The following is a 16,008-nucleotide window of genomic DNA, read 5'->3' as shown; positions in this document are numbered from 1 at the left end:
GCCCCCTTCGTCGTCCCCGGGCGTGGTGGGGCGTTGGCTCAGTCCTGCTGCTCCCGGCGCCGCAGCGCGTCACCGAGCTCGTCGTGGTGCATGAGGTCGTCCTCGGTCACACCGGCGCGGTAGCCGGCCCGTCCGAGCATGTGCGCGGAGACGGGGGCCGTGAGGGCCTGTGCGGCGACGATGATGAGCAGGGTCGCGACCGAGGCCCAGGTCCGCACGGACAGGGCCAGCCCGAGCAGGACGAGCAGGAGCCCCAGGGTCTGCGGCTTGGTCGCCGCGTGCATGCGGGCGTACAGGTCCGGCAAGCGCACGAGGCCGATGGCGCCGACGAGCGCGAGGGCGGCGCCGAGCACGAGGCTGATCGCGCCGGCGATGTCGAGGGCGTGATCCCAGCTCACTGGTCGTCCTTCCGCGGGGCCATGAAGCGGGCGACCGACACCGAGCCGACGAACCCGGTCAGGCTGAAGACGACGAGCACGGGCAGGGTGCCCGCGTCCTCGCTGCGCACGATCTGGGTGGCGAGGATGCCGGTGACGATGACGATCATGACGTCGACGCTCAGCGCGCGGTCGAGGTTGGTCGGGCCGAGCGTGATGCGCACGAGCACGAGCGCGCCGGCCGCGAAGAGCATGCCCAGGGCCAGTCCGAGGATGATGCTCACGGGGTCACCTCCGTGCACTGCGCGATCTCCGCGCGGCTGCCGATGGCGCGCACCACCCGCAGCTCGAGCGCGAGCACGTCGCGGCGCAGCTCCTCCATCTCCTCGGGCGTCGTGATGTCGAAGCCGTGCACGTAGAGCACGTGCGCGGTGCGGCGTGCCTCGACGACGATCGAGCCGGGGACGAGGGAGACGAGCGCGGAGACGATCGTCAGGTAGAACTCCGAGGGCGTGCGCAGCTGCACCTCGACGATGGAACCACCCTTCGTCGGGACGCGGCTCAGCGTGGCCACGCTGATCTGGACCGCGGCGGCCACGAGGTCCCACAAGAAGCGGGTCCCGAGCACGAGCAGGTGCCACGGGTGGATCCGGCCGAAGTACTGGATGGACGGCAACGGGAAGACCTGCGTGACGACCGCCCCGACGATCAGCCCGTTGACGACGTTGCCGAGCGAGACGCGGTCCCACAGGAGCACCCACACCACGGCGATGGCGATGATCGCTCGTGGCTGGAACCCGCCGCGACGTCGGGCGCTGTCCGGCGGCGGGCCGTCCGGCTCGAGGATCTCGGTGCTCACGGCCCCTCCTGCGGGAGGACGGCCTTGACGTAGCCGTCCCGGGTCACCATCTGGCGCGCGGCCGCGTCGGTGTAGCTGAAGAGCGGCCCGGCGAAGAGCGAGAGGCCGAGGGAGAAGAGGACGACGGTCGTGGTCGCGCCGAGCATGAGCGGCGGCATCGGGCGTTCGACCCGGGTGACCGCCGGCGGCGGCGCGATCGGCGTGGAGGGGTATTGCTCGGCGACGGTCGCACCGATCGCATCGCTCAGGCGCCCGAAGGACGGGGTGAGCGTCGGGAACTCGAAGGTCTGCTCCTGCCCCTCCTCGGCCCGCGGCCGCCAGAACGCGTGCCCCCACGTCTTGGCGATCGCGTAGAGCGTGAGGATCGAGGTGACGACCGACCCGACGACGAGCGCCCACGCCATCCCGCTCCCTTCGTCCGCGCCGGCCTGCAGCAGGCCGACCTTGCCGACGAACCCGGAGAAGGGCGGGATGCCGGCGAGGTTCATCGCGGGGACGAAGAAGAGGAAGGCGAGGACCGGCGAGCTGGCCGCCAGCCCCCCGAGGCGGCCGATGACCGTGGACCCGCCGACCCGCTCGATGAGGCCGGAGATGAGGAAGAGCGCGGTCTGCACCGTGATGTGGTGGGCGATGTAGAAGATCGCGGCCGACAGCCCCGCCTCCGTGGCCAGCCCGATGCCGAAGAGCATGTAGCCGATGTGGCTCACGAGCGTGAAGGAGAGCATCCGCTTGATGCCCGGCTGGGCGACCGCCCCGAGGATGCCGATGACCATCGTCGCGAGCCCGGCGCCCATGATCAGGCCCTGCAGCGGGGAGTCCGGGAAGAGGAGGAACTGGGTGCGCACGATCGCGTAGACGCCGACCTTGGTGAGCAGGCCGGCGAAGACCGCGGAGACCGGCACCGGCGCGGACGGGTAGCTGTCGGGCAGCCACGCGGACATCGGGAAGACCGCGGCCTTGATGCCGAAGACGGTGAGCAGCATCAGCTGCAGCGCCAGCGCGACCGTCGAGTCGACCTCGGGCAGGCGAAGGGAGAGCTGCGCCAGGTTGACCGTGCCGGCCGCGGCGTAGGTCGCCGCGATGGCGACGAGGAAGAGGAAGGAGGAGACCATCGAGACGATGACGTAGGTCGTCCCCGCGCGGATCCGGGCGCCGCTCCCGCCGAGCGTCAGGAGGACGAAGGAGGCGAAGAGCAGCATCTCGAAGCTGACGAAGAGGTTGAACAGGTCACCGGCGAGGAAAGCGTTGGACACGCCCGCCGAGAGCACGAGGTAGGTCGGGAAGTAGATCGCGAGCGGAGAGTCCCCGTCGCCGTCGGCGACGCCCTGGCCGATGGCGAAGACGAGCACGACGAGGATGACGAAGCTGCTGACGAGCAGCATGAGGGCCGACAGGCGGTCGGCGACGAGCGCGATGCCGAGGGGCTCGGACCACGCGCCGAGCCACAGGACGATCGGGCCCTCGCGGTGGGTGCCCCACATGAGGACGACGGCGATCGCCAGGCAGGCGGCGAGCACGGTGATGCTGATCGCGACCTGGGCCCGCGGGCGGCGGCGCGCGACGAGGGTGAGCGCGGCGCCGAGCAGGGGGAGCAGGACGGGCAGCGGGAGGAGGTTGTGGAGCGTCATGCGGTGGCGTCCTCCTCGTCGGCCTCGGTCGTGGACTGGGTGTCGGGGTCGTAGGTGCTCGAGACCTCGTCGCGCTCGGCGAGCTGCTTGATGAGGTCGTCCTCGGCGTCGTCGGGGACGTCGTCGCTGCCGGTGATGCGCCACTGCCGGTAGGCGAGCGAGAGGACGAAGGCGACCGAGGCGAGCGCGATGACGATCGCGGTGAGCACCATGGCTTGGGGGAGGGGGTCGCTCATGTCCTCGGGAGGGCGGTCGCCGACGAAGGCGGCGCCCTTGGCCGGTCCGGAGACGACGAGGTAGAGCGTGGCCACGCCGTTGGACGCGAGGACGATCCCGAGGAGGAGCCGGGTGAGGGCGCGCTCGAGGAGCAGGTAGACACCGCAGGCGATGAGGAAACCCGCGACGACGACGAGGGTGAGGCTGGGGGCGATGGCGTTCATGCGGTGGCCTCCTCTTCCTCGGACTGGCGGTCGATGCCGGCGCCGAGGGAGCGCACGACGTCGAGGGCGAGGCCGATGACGATGAGGTAGACGCCGATGTCGAAGCCGAGCGCGCTGACGATCTTCACGTGGCCCCAGATCGGCAGGTCGACCTCGAGGACCGCCGACTGCAGGACGGTGCCGCCGAAGGCGAGCGGCGCCAGGGCCGACACCGCGGAGACGACGAGGCCCGCCCCGAGGACGAGGCCGGCGCTCACCGGCGCGGCCCGGTCCAGCTCCTCCCGGCCGCCGGCGAGGTAGCGCACCAGCAGGGCCAGACCGAACACGAGGCCGCCGCTGAAGCCGCCACCGACCTGGTTGTGGCCGGAGAAGAGCAGGTAGACCGACAGCGCGAGCATGACGTGGAAGACGAGGCGGGTCGCGGTCTCGAGGATGACCGAGCGGCGCTCGCGGGCCAGCGGCGTGATTTGCCCCTGGTTGCGGCGGCGGGTCCAGGAGCGATCGACGTCCTGGGTCCGCACGAAGACGAGGGAGGCGATGCCGGTCGCGGCGGCGACGAGGACGCTGATCTCACCCAGGGTGTCCCAGGCGCGGATGTCGACGAGCGTCACGTTGACGACATTGCGGCCGTGGCCGAAGTCGTAGGCCTCCCGGGGGAAGGCGCGCGAGATCGGCTCGTGGATGCGTGCGTTGGCGGCGGCGACGACGAGCGCCGAGATCGCCAGGCCGATGGCGCCGGAGAGTGCGACCTTCCAGTGGCGGCGGTGCGTGCGTGGGCGGCGGCGGAAGTCCTGGGGCAGCTTGCGCAGCACGAGGACGAAGAGCACGAGCGAGAAGGTCTCCACGAGCACCTGGGTCAGGGCGAGGTCGGGCGCGCCGTGCAGGTGGAAGAGGAGCGCGAGGCCGTAGCCGGTCAGGCCGACGAACATCACCGACTGCAGCCGGTTGCGGCCTCGGATCGACAGGATCGCCGAGACGATGACGAAGAGGCCGACGGCCGCCTGGCTGGGGGTGTCCCACAGCCGCACCTGCGACCCCGGGAGCGCCGAGGTGGCGACGACGCCGGGCAGCAGGATGACGACGAGGAAGATCGTGCCGAGGTAGGTCGGCAGGGAGCCGCCCTGCGACAGCGCGGTGACCTCGACGGCGAAGCGGTCCAGCGCCCGCATGAACCGCTGGTAGACCCGCTCGGCGTCGACGACCTGCGGCACCCGCCCCTGGAGCTCCGCGAAGGGCCCGCGGACCGCGAAGAGGGCCAGGCCGCTCGTGATCGCGAGCAGGGACAGGCCGAGGGCCGGCGTCAGCCCGTGCCAGAGCGCCAGGTGCTCCGGCTCCGCGCCCGGCAGGGTCGTCGCGTAGGGCTGGAAGAGCTCGGTGAGCGGGTCGCCGAAGAACCCCGACGCGAGCGTCGTCAGGGAGAGCAGGGCCGGGGCGATGAGCAGGGCCCTGGGCGCGGCGAAGGGGGTGGGGCTCGGCGCGGCGCGGGATGCCCCCTTCGTCACGAAGGCACCCCAGACGAAGCGCGCGGAGTAGGCCACCGTGAGCGTCGAGCCGGCGACGAGGCCCACGACGGTCAGCCACCCCGCCGTCGTCGACAGGGGGCCGTGTGCGGACTCGATGGCCGCGGTGAGCGCCGACTCCTTGGCGACGAAGCCGACGAGGGGTGGCAGGCCGGCCATCGAGGCCGCCGAGAGCGTGGCCGCGACCGCGAGGACCGGGGCGCTGCGCGCGAGGCCGTTCAGCTGGGTGAGGTCACGGGTGCCCGTGCCCTTGTCGATGATGCCGACGGTGAAGAAGAGGACCGACTTGAAGAGCGCGTGGGACAGCACGAGGGCCAGGGCGGCGAGGCCGGCGGACTTGGTGCCGATGCCCGAGAGCACGGTCATGAACCCGAGCTGGCTCACGGTGCCGTAGGCGAGCAGGAGCTTGATGTCGTCCTGGCGCAGGGCACGCCAGCCGCCGAGGACCATCGTCCACAGGCCGAGGACGACCAGGACCGGCCGCCAGCCGGGGGCGTCGGCGAAGATCGGCTCGAGCAGCAGGATGAGGTAGATGCCCGCCTTGACCATCGACGCGGCGTGCAGGTACGCGCTCACGGGCGTCGGGGCGGCCATGGCGCCGGGCAGCCAGAAGTGGAAGGGGATCTGCGCGGACTTGGTGAGCGCGCCGAGGAGCATGAGGAGTGCGGCGGTGGTCGTGAGCGTCCCCGCCGGGGGCGGCGAGACGAGGACCTCGCTGATCGTGTAGCTCGAGGTCTGGCCGATGATCACGGTGCCGACGAGCATCGCGAGCCCGCCGAAGGTCGTGACGAGCAGGGCCTGCATCGCGGCGCGGCGGTTGGCCGAGCGCACCGGGTTGTGCCCGATGAGCGTGTAGGAGAAGACCGTCGTCAGCTCCCAGAAGACGTAGAGCGCGAGCAGGTTGTCGGCGAGGACGAGCCCGAGCATCGCGCCGGCGAAGGCGGTGAACACCCCGGTGAAGCGCCACAGGCTGGGGTCGCCCCGCCGGAAGTACCAGGCGCAGTAGACCAGCGCCAGGGCGCCGACGCCGCTCACCAGCAGACCGAGCAGCCACTGCAGGGTGCCCAGCCGCAGGTCGAAGTCCATGCCGAGGGTCGGGACCCAGGAGACGTGCTCGACGACCGGGTGCCCGTCGGTGATCCTCGCGGTCTGCGCGAGCAACCAGCAGAAGGTCGCCGCCGGGACGAGCGCCAGCACGAGGAAGGAGCGTCGGTCGAGCAACTTGGTGAGCCCGGGCGCAGCTGCGGCCGCCACGAAGTGGGCAAGCAGCAGCAGGGTCACGAGGTCCTCTCGACGGGTCCGGGGACGAGGGGCCAGTTTACCGGCCGCTCGCCCGCCGGCCGTCGGCGGGGCGAGGGTGGCCACCGCGCGCGCCGCCTCCAATTCATCCCCGTCGGGCGTACCGTCATGCTCGTGAGTTCGGTCCGTGTGGACGGTCCCGAGGAGCCAACCGACGAAGATGTCGAGGCCCTCGTCCCTGTGCTGCGCCGTGTCGTCGGGGCCCGGGTGGGCAACCACCCCTCCGCGGAGGACCTCGTCCAGGAGACGATCGTCCGGGTGCTCGCGGCGCGTCATCGGATCGAGCCCGGGATGCTCGAGCCCTACGCGATCACCACCGCGCGCAACGTCGTCGCCTCGATGTGGCGGCAGGGGGCGCGGGCCGACCGCAACGCGCACCGGCTCTTCGACCCCAGCGTGCCCGACGCCGCCGACGAGCTCCTCGTCGCCCAGGAGCAGTCGGACGCGATGTCGACGGCGCTCGGACGGCTCACCGAGCGCGAGCGCCAGCTGCTCCTCGCGCACGAGGTCTCCGGCGAGGACACCCGCTCGCTCGCCCGGGGCACGGGCTCGACCGCCGGTGCGGTCGCCGCCCAGCTCAAGCGCACCCGCGCGCGCCTGCGGGTGGAGTACCTCCTCGCCCTCGACGACGTCGAGCCGCCCACCGACCGATGCCGGCCGGTCCTCGTCGCCCTCTCCAGCTCCGACCGCCGCCGCCAGGAGGAGCTCGACGCCGCACGCCACCTCCTCGAGTGCGAGCTGTGCGAACGGCTGGGTGCGCCCCTGCGCCAGCGCGGGCCGGAGCGCCCCGACGAGGCCCATGTGCCGATCTCGGGCGACCCTGACATCGTCACGGCCCGTCAGGCCGCCCGCGAGCTGGCGGCCCGGGCCGGCTTCACCGGCGTGGACCTCACCCTCCTCGCCACCGCGGTCTCCGAGATCACCCGCAATGTCGTGCGCTTCGCGGGCAGCGGAGAGGTCCGGGTGCAGCTGCTCACCAGTCCTCGTCCCGGCATCCGCGTGGTGGCCCGTGACACCGGTCCGGGGATCCCGGACGTCGAGCGGGCGATGCAGGACGGCTACAGCACCGACGAGGGGCTCGGGCTCGGGCTGCCAGGGGCCCGCCGCCTCATGGACGAGCTCGTCGTCGAGACCGAGATCGGCAGGGGCACCACCGTGACGATGACCAAGTGGATCGAGAAGGGATGACGATGGCACCCGAGGAGATGCAGGACGGGTACGAACCGGACCTCACGAGGGCCGACCAACTGCTGCCGCAGCTCGTCGCGCACCTGCGCGAGCACCGCGCCCGGCTGAGCGAGGAGTGGGCGTCGCGCATCCGCGACGCGCACCTCCTCGAGGCGATGACCCCGCAGGAGATGGTGGCCGAGACGACCGCCGTCTACGACAACTACGTCGAGGTCCTCGAGACCGGCAGCGTCGAGGCGCTGCAGCACTACGCCCGTGACCTCTCCGAGCGGATCATCCCCCGGGGCGTGGAGACCCACGAGGTCGTCGGCATCGTGCTCCTGCTGCGCGACGTCCTCGCCCGCTCGCTCTTCGAGAAGTACGACGGCGACTTCCGGCTGCTCAACCAGGTGCTCGACGCGTACGAGCCCGCGGCCAACCGGATCGCCAACACCGTCGCCGTGAGCTTCGTCGACGAGCGGGAGCGGGTGATCCGTCAGCAGCAGGACTCGATCCGCGAGCTGTCGACACCCGTGCTGCCGGTGCGCGAGCGGCTGCTCGTCCTGCCGATCATCGGCGTCCTCGACAGCGACCGTGCCCGCCAGCTCACCGGTCAGCTCCTCGCCGGCATCCGCACCCACCGGGCGAAGGTCGTGGTCATGGACGTCACCGGCGCACCCGAGGTCGACCAGACCGTCGCCAACCACCTCGTGCAGACCGTCGACGCGTCACGTCTGATGGGCGCGAGCGTCATCATCACCGGGTTGTCACCGACGATCGCGCAGACCCTCGTGACCATCGGCGTCGACCTGAGCAAGATGAACACCATCGGAGACCTCCAGGGAGGTCTCGAGGAGGCCGAGAGGCTGCTCGGCTACTCCGTGATCCGGAAGGAGCCGTCGACCTGACGTGAGCACCGGTCCCGCACTCGTGTCGATCCTGCGACAGGGCAGCACCCTCGTCGCGTCGATCCACACGGCCCTCGACGACACGGAGATGGTCCGCTTCCGCGGTGACCTCGTCCGGCAGATCGGCGTGCACCGGGCCAGCGGGGTCATCATCGACGTGGCCGCGCTCGACGTCCTCGACAGCTTCGCCACCCGGACCCTGCGCGACATCACCGAGATGGCGCGCCTGCGTGGGGCGCGGGTCGTCGTCGTGGGGGTGCAGCCCGACGTCGCCTACGCCATGGCCCAGCTCGGCATGGGTGTCGGCCAGCTGACCACCGCGTTGGACCTCGAGGACGGCCTGGCGAGGCTCGCCGAGGGGTCGGACCGGCTGCGATGAGCGACCGCGAGCCGCTGGTGCGGGACTACCGCGTGGCCTTCTTCCGCTACCTGCCGCACGAGGACGAGGCCGCGCTCGCCCAGGCGTACGACATCGGCCGGCGCGCTCTCGGCGAGGGGACGAGCGTGCTCGAGCTCGCCGAGATCCACCACGTTGTCCTCGCCGAGGTGCTCACGACCGTCCCGTCGCCCGACCTGCCGCGGATCTCGACGGCTGGCGCGGCCTTCCTCATGCAGGTCCTCGCGCCGTTCGCGATGACTCAGCAGGACCACTCGGACCGACCGGACGCCTCCACCCCCGTCGCATGACGCGAGATCCGGCTCCCGGGGCCCACGCCGTCCCCCGGGTTGTCGGGCGGCCGCCCGTGGCGAAGGGGGAGACCGCCGCGTCATCGACGGCGCCCTGACGACTCTTCACTCCTGCACGGTCCGCACACGGGCACCCCTTCGCAAGGAGTCAACGATGACCACTCGACGCACCCTCATCGGCACCGCTACCGCCGTCGCGCTAGCCGGCGCACTCGGCCTGGCTCCCGCGGCGACCGCCGCGCCCCAGGCTGCCGCAGCCCCGACGGTGGCCGCTGCCCAGCCGGCCGCCACGACGCAGGCGGTGACGGGCACCCTGCCGGACGGCAGCGCCTTCACCGGTCAGATCAGCAACCTCACGGCACGCACCGTGGACGGCGTGATCACGCTCACCGGCACCATCACCGGCACGGGTCTGCCCGCCGCCGGCACTCCCTTCACGACGACCGTCACCGATCTCGCCGTGAGCGGTGGTTGCACGATCCTCGACCTCGACCTTGGGCCGTTGAATCTCGACGTCCTCGGTCTCGTCATCGACCTCAACCAGGTCCAGCTGGACATCACGGCCGTCCCCGGAGCAGGCAACCTCGTGGGCAACCTGCTCTGCGCGGTGGCCGGTCTGCTCGACGGTGGCGGCCCCCTGCAGGGCATCGGGGCGCTGCTCAACCGTCTGCTCACCGGTCTGGGTCTCTGACCGACGTCACCACAGTGCCGCGGCCGGTACCGGAACCCCCCGTTCGGTGCCGGCCGCACCTGTGCCTGCAGCTGGGCCGGGCCCCCGCACACCTGACAGGCACGGGGTCTAGCGGTGCCCCCGGCTGGATTCGAACCAGCGACACCTTCTTTAGGAGGCTGTGCCGTCACGGCAAGGCTGCGGGAGACCACCGGAACTAGCGGGGACAACCGTGTCAACGGGACCCGGCCGGGGTGGTCGGCCCGGTTGTCGTACGGACGAAATCCGGGCGAGTGCCCACGGAGATCCATCGCCCCGATAGCGGAGCAGAGAAGAGCTCGGAGAGGTTCGGTCAAGGCCCCGGTCATCGCGAAGGCTCGTGCCGCATGTCCGGGAGGACATACCTGGACCACGCGAACACCTGGGCCTTGACGGGTTCTCGGAGAGTTCGGATCGTTGCCGCCGGGGGATGGAACGTACTCAAGCCCAAGTGCCTTTGCGCAGCCGACAAGCGTGCGGAGGTGGGGGTGCGCGGAGGGCGAGGAACGAGCCCGGAGCGCGGGGGCCCCTACCGGAGCGCGCGCCGGAGGCGTGCGCGCGGGCCGGAGGCCCGCCTTGAGTCAGTAGGGAAAGTCATCACAGGGATGCCGCGATGGTCAGTGCGGGCGCTCGTCTGGGAAAACTTTGGACACGGTCGAGGGTGGTCACTGAGACACCGCCTCGGGGCAGGTTTCGATGTCCGACGCAGCCACGCGACAGCCAGGCGCTCGTCGCGGTCCGTGAGCGCGTGCGTCGCGGGCAGCACGTGGTGGGTCACGTCGGCCCCCAAAGTTGCCAGCCCCTGAGCACAGCGGAACCCGTCACCGGGCGACCGCCGCTCGTCAGCCGCACCGTCGAGGACCAGCACTGGGAGGCCGTCAAGATTCGCGAGGGGCAGGGTGACGAAGGGAGACAGCGGCCGGAAGAGCACCGCGCCGCTGAGCAGGTCCGGGTGCAACATAAGCAGGGCTGCCGCCGTGATCGCTCCGTTGGAGAACCCCACGGCGACCGGCCGGACGTCGCCAAGGTCATCGTGCCTGGCCCGGATGAACGCCTCCAGCCCGGGAATCCTCGCCCTGAGAACGTCCTCGTCGATACGGCGGTCGGTCAAGTCCCGGGTAGTGGTGCGCGCCTGCGTGTTCCTTCTGGTGGTTCAGGCGGTCAATGCGGGCAGGTTGTCGCCTCCGATCTTGGGGTCGAGGGCGGGGACGATGTTGACGCGGCAGCGGGCCAGGACGTCGAGGCCGAGGTAGCGCCGACCTTCGGCCCATTCGTCGGTTTGCTCGGCCAGCACGGCGCCGACCAGGCGCACGATCGCGGCCCGGTTGGGGAATGAACCGCACTGGGTTGGTTGGAGTCTCCATCGTTTGGAAACGAGGATGTACTCATGCCGAAGGACACCACCCCGGGGAAGCCGACCACGCGTCGCTACAGCCCCGACGAGAAGGCCGCTGCGGTGCGGATGGTCAGGACTCTGCGCGCAGAGCTAGGCACAGAGCACGGCACGGTCCAGCGCGTCGCCCAGCAGTTGGGGTACGGCACCGAGTCGGTGCGGTCCTGGGTCCGTCAAGCTGATATCGACGAGGGCCACGTCGCGGGCATCAGTACCAGTGACGCGGCGAAGATGAAGGCTCTGGAGCAGGAGAACCGTGAGCTCAAGCGGGCCAACGAGATCTTGAAGAGGGCCGCCAGTTTCTTCGGGGCGGAGCTCGACCGCCAGCACAAGAAGTAGCCGCGTTCATCGACGCCAACCGCGACGACGTCGTCGCGGGTCGGCGGCTGGGGGTCGAGCTCATCTGCAGCGTGCTGCAGGTGGCCCCCAGCAGCTACTACCAGGTCAAGAGCCGGCAGCCATCGGCCCGTGCCCGACGTGACGCGGTGATGGGCCCGGTGGTGCGGCAGCTGTGGGAAGCCAACTACCGGGTCTACGGGGCACGGAAGATCTGGAAGGCCGCGCGACGCTCTGGTCACGACATCGGCCGCGACCAGGTCGCCCGGCTGATGCGCGCCGAGGGTATCGAGGGCGTGCGGCGCACCAAGCGGGTGCGCACCACCACGCCAGACCCGGGCATGCCGCGGCACCCGGACCTGGTGGGCCGCGACTTCACCGCCACCGCGCCGAACCAGTTGTGGGTCACAGATCTGACCTTCGTGCCGACCTGGGCCGGCGTCGCCTACGTCTGCTTCATCATCGACGCCTACTCCCGCACGATCGTCGGGTGGCGAGTCGCCTCGCACATGAGGACCACGATGGTCCTCGACGCCATCGAGATGGCCAGGTGGTCACGCGGCACCCAGCTCGACGGGCTGCGGTGTCACAGCGACGCGGGCAGCCAATTCACGTCGATTCGCTACGGAGAACGACTGGCTGAGATCGGTGCGGTGCCCTCGATCGGCACCGTCGGGGATTCGTACGATAACGCCCTTGCCGAGACCGTGAACGGCTACTACAAGGCCGAGCTAATCCGCGGCCCCGCACGCCAGGGACGGCCCTGGAAGAGCATCGAGGATGTCGAGCTCGCCACCCTGTCCTGGGTCCACTGGCACAACCACGACCGCCTCCACGGCTACCTGGGCGACGTCCCGCCAGCAGAGTTCGAGGAAGCGTTCTACGCTACGCAACGGTCCGACCACCCCTTGGTCGGAATCCAATAGCCCGAGCCTCCATCAGACCCAGTGCGGTTCAGAAGATGCCCACGGAGTCGGTACGGCGTCGGATTTCGCGGTTGAGGCGTTCGGCGGGGTTGTTCGACCAGATCTGGGTCCACACGTCTTTGGGGAAGGTGGTGAAGGCCAGGATGTCCGCTCGCGCTGCGTCGAGGTGCTCGTGGACATCGGGCAGCTTGCCGTCGACGTAGTCCAGCAGCCGGTCGAACTGGGCCTGCACGGCGTCCTTGTCGGGCTGGTCGTACACCGAGTGCAGCATCGCTTTGACGGCCGGCCACATGCTCTTGGGTGTCACAGACATCAGGTTCGCGGCGTAGTGCGTCCTGCAGCGCTGCCACGCGGCGCCGGGCAGGTTCGCCGCGACAGCTTCGACCAGACCGGCGTGGGCGTCGGAGGTGACCAGCCGCACCCCGCTCAGCCCGCGGGCGCTCAGGTCGGCGAAGAACTCGTTCCACGCCGGACCTGTCTCGGACGTGGCCACGCGCAGGCCCAGGACCTCGCGGTGCCCGTCAGCGTTGACACCGACGGCGATCAGCGCGACGGCGTTGATCACGCGTCCGCCCTCGCGGACCTTCATCGTCAACGCGTCCGCGGACACGAACGTGAACGGCCCGGCATCGGCCAGCGGCCGGTGGCGGAAGTCCTCGACGATCTGGTCCAGATCAGCGGCCATCCGCTACACCTGGGACTTGCTCAGCGAGTCGATCCCCAAGGTCTTGACGAGTTTGTCCATGCGGCGGGTGGACACGCCGGCGAGGTAGCAGTCCGCGACGACGGTGATCAGCGCGGACTCCGCGCGCTTGCGGCGCTCGAGGAGCCATTCGGGGAAGTAGGTCCCGCTACGCAGCTTCGGGATCGCGACGTCGACCGTGCCGACGCGGGTGTCCAGGTCGCGGTGGCGGTAGCCATTGCGCTGCGCCGTGCGAGTCGCGCTGGGTCGGCCGTACTCGGCTCCGACGACGGCGTCGGCGTCCGCGGACAGCAACGCGTTGATCATGGTCTGCAGCAGGGAACGCATCAAGTCCGGGGAGGCTTTCGGACAGGGCTTCACCCAGCAGGCCGGCAGGGTCGACAATGTGTGGTGCGGTCATCGTGATGACTCCATTCGAGAGTGCTGTGGAAGGTTCGCTCGAAGGATCACGCGGTGGCCGCACCCACGTCCACAACCAAGACCATGTCGGCGACCGCGCTACACCACTATCGGGGACTCAACTTGCGCAAGTGTTCGGACGACCTATCGACGAGCAAGGGGTGTTCATGAGTTCGACATTTTCGAGACGAGCGTGTGTCGGCATTTTCGGGGGTGCCGGTCTTCTGGCTATCTCGGCAGTGCCCGCGAGTGGCAGTAGCGCTGCGGAAGATCTTGGCGCCAAGGCGGTGTTCACAAGTGTGGCAAACCCCACGGACGACGTAGTGGCTGAAAGCATGCGAATTCGCGGTGAACTTGGACTCGACGGAACTCGATCCGCCGTAGAGCGTGCATTGGCGAGCGAGGGCGTTTCTCGCACCGCCTCGGACACAGTCCTTGCTGATGAGGTCAACCAGTACGGGTTTATTGGCACCGCAGCAGAAGAAGCCGAGATCACGCAACGAGAAAAGCTGGTACAGGCGGTCGAGAATGGTATTCCCACCTTGACTAGCGAGGAAGGTTTCGCCGGTCACTATCTGGATGTAAAGAATGGCGGGAGCTTCGTCATCCAGTTCAAGAACGGAATGGTCCCGGATACTCTCCGCGCCAGACTCGACCAGGTCGCTGAAGCCGCCGGTTCGTCGAAGGATAGTATCGAGGTACGAGAAGTCGCCAATTCTTCCGCTGAATTGACCTCAGCCATGAAGTCTTGGTGGTCCAGTAGCTCGTCTAAGCTCGTGAAGTCGATCGGTGAAGATCCTGCTCGGAACGGCCTTGTGATTGATGTCGAGACGACGGACGATGCCAATCGGTTGGCCGCTGAGCGGAATTCTGCGACGGCGCGCAGCTCATTGAGTGCCATCGATACGAGGTTCAGAGTTACCCGGAGCATGGGTGATCTTGCTTGCACCGCTCGAAACGGCTGCAACGATCCCCAGCGAGGGGGTGTGGGTATCACCCGTTGGGATAGTGCGTGCTCGACGGGCTGGGTAATGTATCGCCCTGGTGGCCGCGGCGTGCTCACGGCGGGGCATTGTTGGCATGCTGAAAATGGCGGGGTGGTGAAGTCTACGTGGTCACTTGGCAACCTTAACTCGCTGAATGCTCTCAAGGACGGAACCCATGCCGATATCCGATGGATCGTCGCGTCCGACGCAAGGCCTTGGGTGTACGGCGACAGTTCTCACAAGGCTCGAGTGGTTCAGCAGAAGTCTGCAGGCACGGTGGGCGGCCCAGCGTGCGTCTTCGGCAGGAACGATGACTCCCCTCGATGCGGGACCATTTCTTCGACGAACGCACAGCATCAGAGCAGTACAACCGGGGACCGTGTGTACGGACAGTACACGGCCACCTTCTCTGCTACCGGCGGAGACAGCGGAGGCGCGGTGGCCGGATCCACCTTGGGCGCCACGGCACGAGGGACCGTGAGCGCTGGAGGGCCCGGCGCTGTGAACTACAGCTGGATCGGATACGCCGACACGTACGACATGGGGAATCTGGTCACCGAGTAAGCGTTTGCGACCTTTGGCCGTCCTAGACGCAGGTGCGTTCAGGACGGCCATTCCTCAGGAATCGGGGACGTACTGCTGCTAATCGGAACGACGCCTGGCGTGCCCTCGACGAGCTTTTCGACACCGCCGTTCTTGTCAGTAATGTATGCCACCCATTCGCCTTCTTGAAGGTCCTGCGGTGAGCAGTCGTTCAATTGAAGTTCAATTGTTCGCGCCACGAAGTCGGCTGGGGTGTAGTTGGTGCCCCCATCCGTACTTAGAACCAACTTGCCCTCACCAACTTCGACGATTCGAGCAGTTCCTGCGAGGTGGCCCTCTGCAAGCGCGGCAGCAGACGGTGTCGCGTACGCTCGACAGTCGTCATTGGTCGAGCAAGCGGGAAGTGTCGGAAGGGCGAGCCCGACTAGGCTCGCTGCGGTGAATAGTCTCCGACCGTTGTGCAAGGTCGTGGCCTCTCCAGTGTCAGTGCAGAACCGTCCGGATCACGTCTGAACGGGATTTAAGGTCAAGAGTGGACCCTGTACGGCCGGTTTCGCAACGTGGAACGAGTTCTTCGCCGACCTGAGCGCCCGCGGGCTGAGCGGGGTGCGGCTGGTCACCTCCGACGCCCACGCCGGTCTGGTCGAAGCTGTCGCGGCGAACCTGCCCGGCGCCGCGTGGCAGCGCTGCAGGACGCACTACGCCGCGAACCTGATGTCTGTGACACCCAAGAGCATGTGGCCGGCCGTCAAAGCGATGCTGCACTCGGTGTACGACCAGCCCGACAAGGACGCCGTGCAGGCCCAGTTCGACCGGCTGCTGGACTACGTCGACGGCAAGCTGCCCGATGTCCACGAGCACCTCGACGCAGCGCGAGCGGACATCCTGGCCTTCACCACCTTCCCCAAAGACGTGTGGACCCAGATCTGGTCGAACAACCCCGCCGAACGCCTCAACCGCGAAATCCGACGCCGTACCGACTCCGTGGGCATCTTCCCCAACCGGGCCGCGATCGTGCGCCTGGTCGGCGCCGTGCTGGCCGAGCAAACCGACGAATGGGCCGAAGGTCGGCGCTACCTCGGCCTCGACGTGAAGCGCCCCAGGTTTGATGCCGCTCCTGTTTGAGTC

Annotated in this window: 13 protein-coding genes, 1 tRNA gene, 3 pseudogenes and 1 other annotated feature; of the genes and pseudogenes, 8 read left to right on the top strand and 9 right to left on the bottom strand. The window is 69.0% G+C overall.

What is annotated here, in order from left to right:
- Positions 1–38 precede the first annotated feature (38 nt).
- The 6 genes from mnhG to JT1_RS11820 are packed head-to-tail and all read right to left on the bottom strand — an operon-like array spanning position 39 to position 6,105.
- Positions 39–398 (bottom strand): monovalent cation/H(+) antiporter subunit G, encoded by a 360-nt coding sequence (gene mnhG, locus JT1_RS11845; protein WP_068326635.1) that lies wholly within the window; start codon positions 396–398, stop codon positions 39–41.
- Positions 395–661: an MrpF/PhaF family protein gene (locus JT1_RS11840; RefSeq protein WP_068326632.1), complete on the bottom strand. Its 267-nt coding sequence runs from the start codon at positions 659–661 to the stop codon at positions 395–397. The genes mnhG and JT1_RS11840 overlap by 4 nt, the downstream gene beginning before the upstream one ends.
- Positions 658–1,236: a Na+/H+ antiporter subunit E gene (locus JT1_RS11835; RefSeq protein WP_068326629.1), complete on the bottom strand. Its 579-nt coding sequence runs from the start codon at positions 1,234–1,236 to the stop codon at positions 658–660. Before JT1_RS11835 ends, JT1_RS11840 begins: the two co-directional genes overlap by 4 nt.
- Positions 1,233–2,864, bottom strand: coding sequence for a Na+/H+ antiporter subunit D (locus tag JT1_RS11830; protein ID WP_068326626.1), 1,632 nt, complete (start codon positions 2,862–2,864; stop codon positions 1,233–1,235). The genes JT1_RS11835 and JT1_RS11830 overlap by 4 nt, the downstream gene beginning before the upstream one ends.
- Positions 2,861–3,304: a Na(+)/H(+) antiporter subunit C gene (locus JT1_RS11825; RefSeq protein ID WP_068326623.1), complete on the bottom strand. Its 444-nt coding sequence runs from the start codon at positions 3,302–3,304 to the stop codon at positions 2,861–2,863. The genes JT1_RS11830 and JT1_RS11825 overlap by 4 nt, the downstream gene beginning before the upstream one ends.
- Positions 3,301–6,105, bottom strand: coding sequence for a Na+/H+ antiporter subunit A (locus JT1_RS11820; RefSeq protein WP_068326620.1), 2,805 nt, complete (start codon positions 6,103–6,105; stop codon positions 3,301–3,303). Before JT1_RS11820 ends, JT1_RS11825 begins: the two co-directional genes overlap by 4 nt.
- A 132-nt stretch (positions 6,106–6,237) precedes the next feature.
- Between JT1_RS11820 and JT1_RS17920 the strand changes: the two genes are divergently transcribed.
- The 5 genes from JT1_RS17920 (at position 6,238) to JT1_RS11795 (ending at position 9,576) form a co-directional block, all read left to right on the top strand.
- Complete coding sequence (locus tag JT1_RS17920) at positions 6,238–7,311, top strand: sigma-70 family RNA polymerase sigma factor (protein ID WP_245634805.1); 1,074 nt, start codon at positions 6,238–6,240, stop codon at positions 7,309–7,311.
- A complete protein-coding gene (locus JT1_RS11810; protein ID WP_068326617.1) occupies positions 7,308–8,198 on the top strand; it encodes an STAS domain-containing protein in 891 nt (296 codons plus the stop codon). Before JT1_RS17920 ends, JT1_RS11810 begins: the two co-directional genes overlap by 4 nt.
- Position 8,199: 1 nt before the next feature.
- Positions 8,200–8,577 carry an STAS domain-containing protein gene (locus JT1_RS11805; protein WP_082807640.1) on the top strand — a complete coding sequence of 126 codons (378 nt, stop codon included), beginning with the start codon at positions 8,200–8,202 and terminating at the stop codon, positions 8,575–8,577.
- Positions 8,574–8,885, top strand: a complete 312-nt coding sequence (locus JT1_RS11800; protein WP_068326614.1) for a phosphatase RsbU N-terminal domain-containing protein — start codon at positions 8,574–8,576, stop codon at positions 8,883–8,885. The genes JT1_RS11805 and JT1_RS11800 overlap by 4 nt, the downstream gene beginning before the upstream one ends.
- Positions 8,886–9,039: 154 nt before the next feature.
- A complete protein-coding gene (locus tag JT1_RS11795; RefSeq protein WP_068326611.1) occupies positions 9,040–9,576 on the top strand; it encodes a hypothetical protein in 537 nt (178 codons plus the stop codon).
- Positions 9,577–9,691: 115 nt separating this feature from the next.
- On the opposite strand, the gene JT1_RS18415 is transcribed toward JT1_RS11795, so the two are convergent.
- Positions 9,692–9,749: transfer RNA gene (locus JT1_RS18415), tRNA-Ser, on the bottom strand.
- 998 nt (positions 9,750–10,747) lie between these two features.
- A pseudogene (locus JT1_RS11785) lies at positions 10,748–10,969 on the bottom strand (transposase); the annotation flags it as partial.
- Positions 10,970–10,981: 12 nt separating this feature from the next.
- Here JT1_RS11785 and JT1_RS11775 point away from each other — a divergent pair.
- A protein-coding gene (locus JT1_RS11775) for an IS3-like element ISTesp1 family transposase (protein ID WP_143445633.1) occupies positions 10,982–12,249 on the top strand; the annotation gives its coding sequence in 2 pieces (ribosomal slippage) (positions 10,982–11,285 and positions 11,285–12,249; 1,269 coding nt in all).
- Positions 11,281–11,415, top strand: a sequence feature (AL1L pseudoknot). It overlaps the preceding gene by 135 nt.
- A gap of 31 nt (positions 12,250–12,280) precedes the next feature.
- On the opposite strand, the pseudogene JT1_RS11770 reads toward JT1_RS11775, so the two are convergent.
- Positions 12,281–13,352 (bottom strand): annotated as a pseudogene (locus JT1_RS11770) (IS256 family transposase); the annotation flags it as partial.
- A gap of 4 nt (positions 13,353–13,356) precedes the next feature.
- On the opposite strand from JT1_RS11770, the gene JT1_RS18410 reads away from it, so the two are divergent.
- On the top strand, positions 13,357–14,901 hold the full coding sequence (locus JT1_RS18410; RefSeq protein ID WP_169701968.1) for a chymotrypsin family serine protease: 1,545 nt from the start codon (positions 13,357–13,359) through the stop codon (positions 14,899–14,901).
- A gap of 534 nt (positions 14,902–15,435) precedes the next feature.
- Positions 15,436–16,005 (top strand): annotated as a pseudogene (locus JT1_RS11765) (IS256 family transposase); the annotation flags it as partial.
- Positions 16,006–16,008: the final 3 nt, after the last annotated feature.

This window comes from Janibacter terrae NBRC 107853, assembly GCF_001591405.1.
Lineage (GTDB): Bacteria > Actinomycetota > Actinomycetes > Actinomycetales > Dermatophilaceae > Janibacter > Janibacter terrae.
This window is presented reverse-complemented; position numbering and strand designations above follow the sequence as displayed.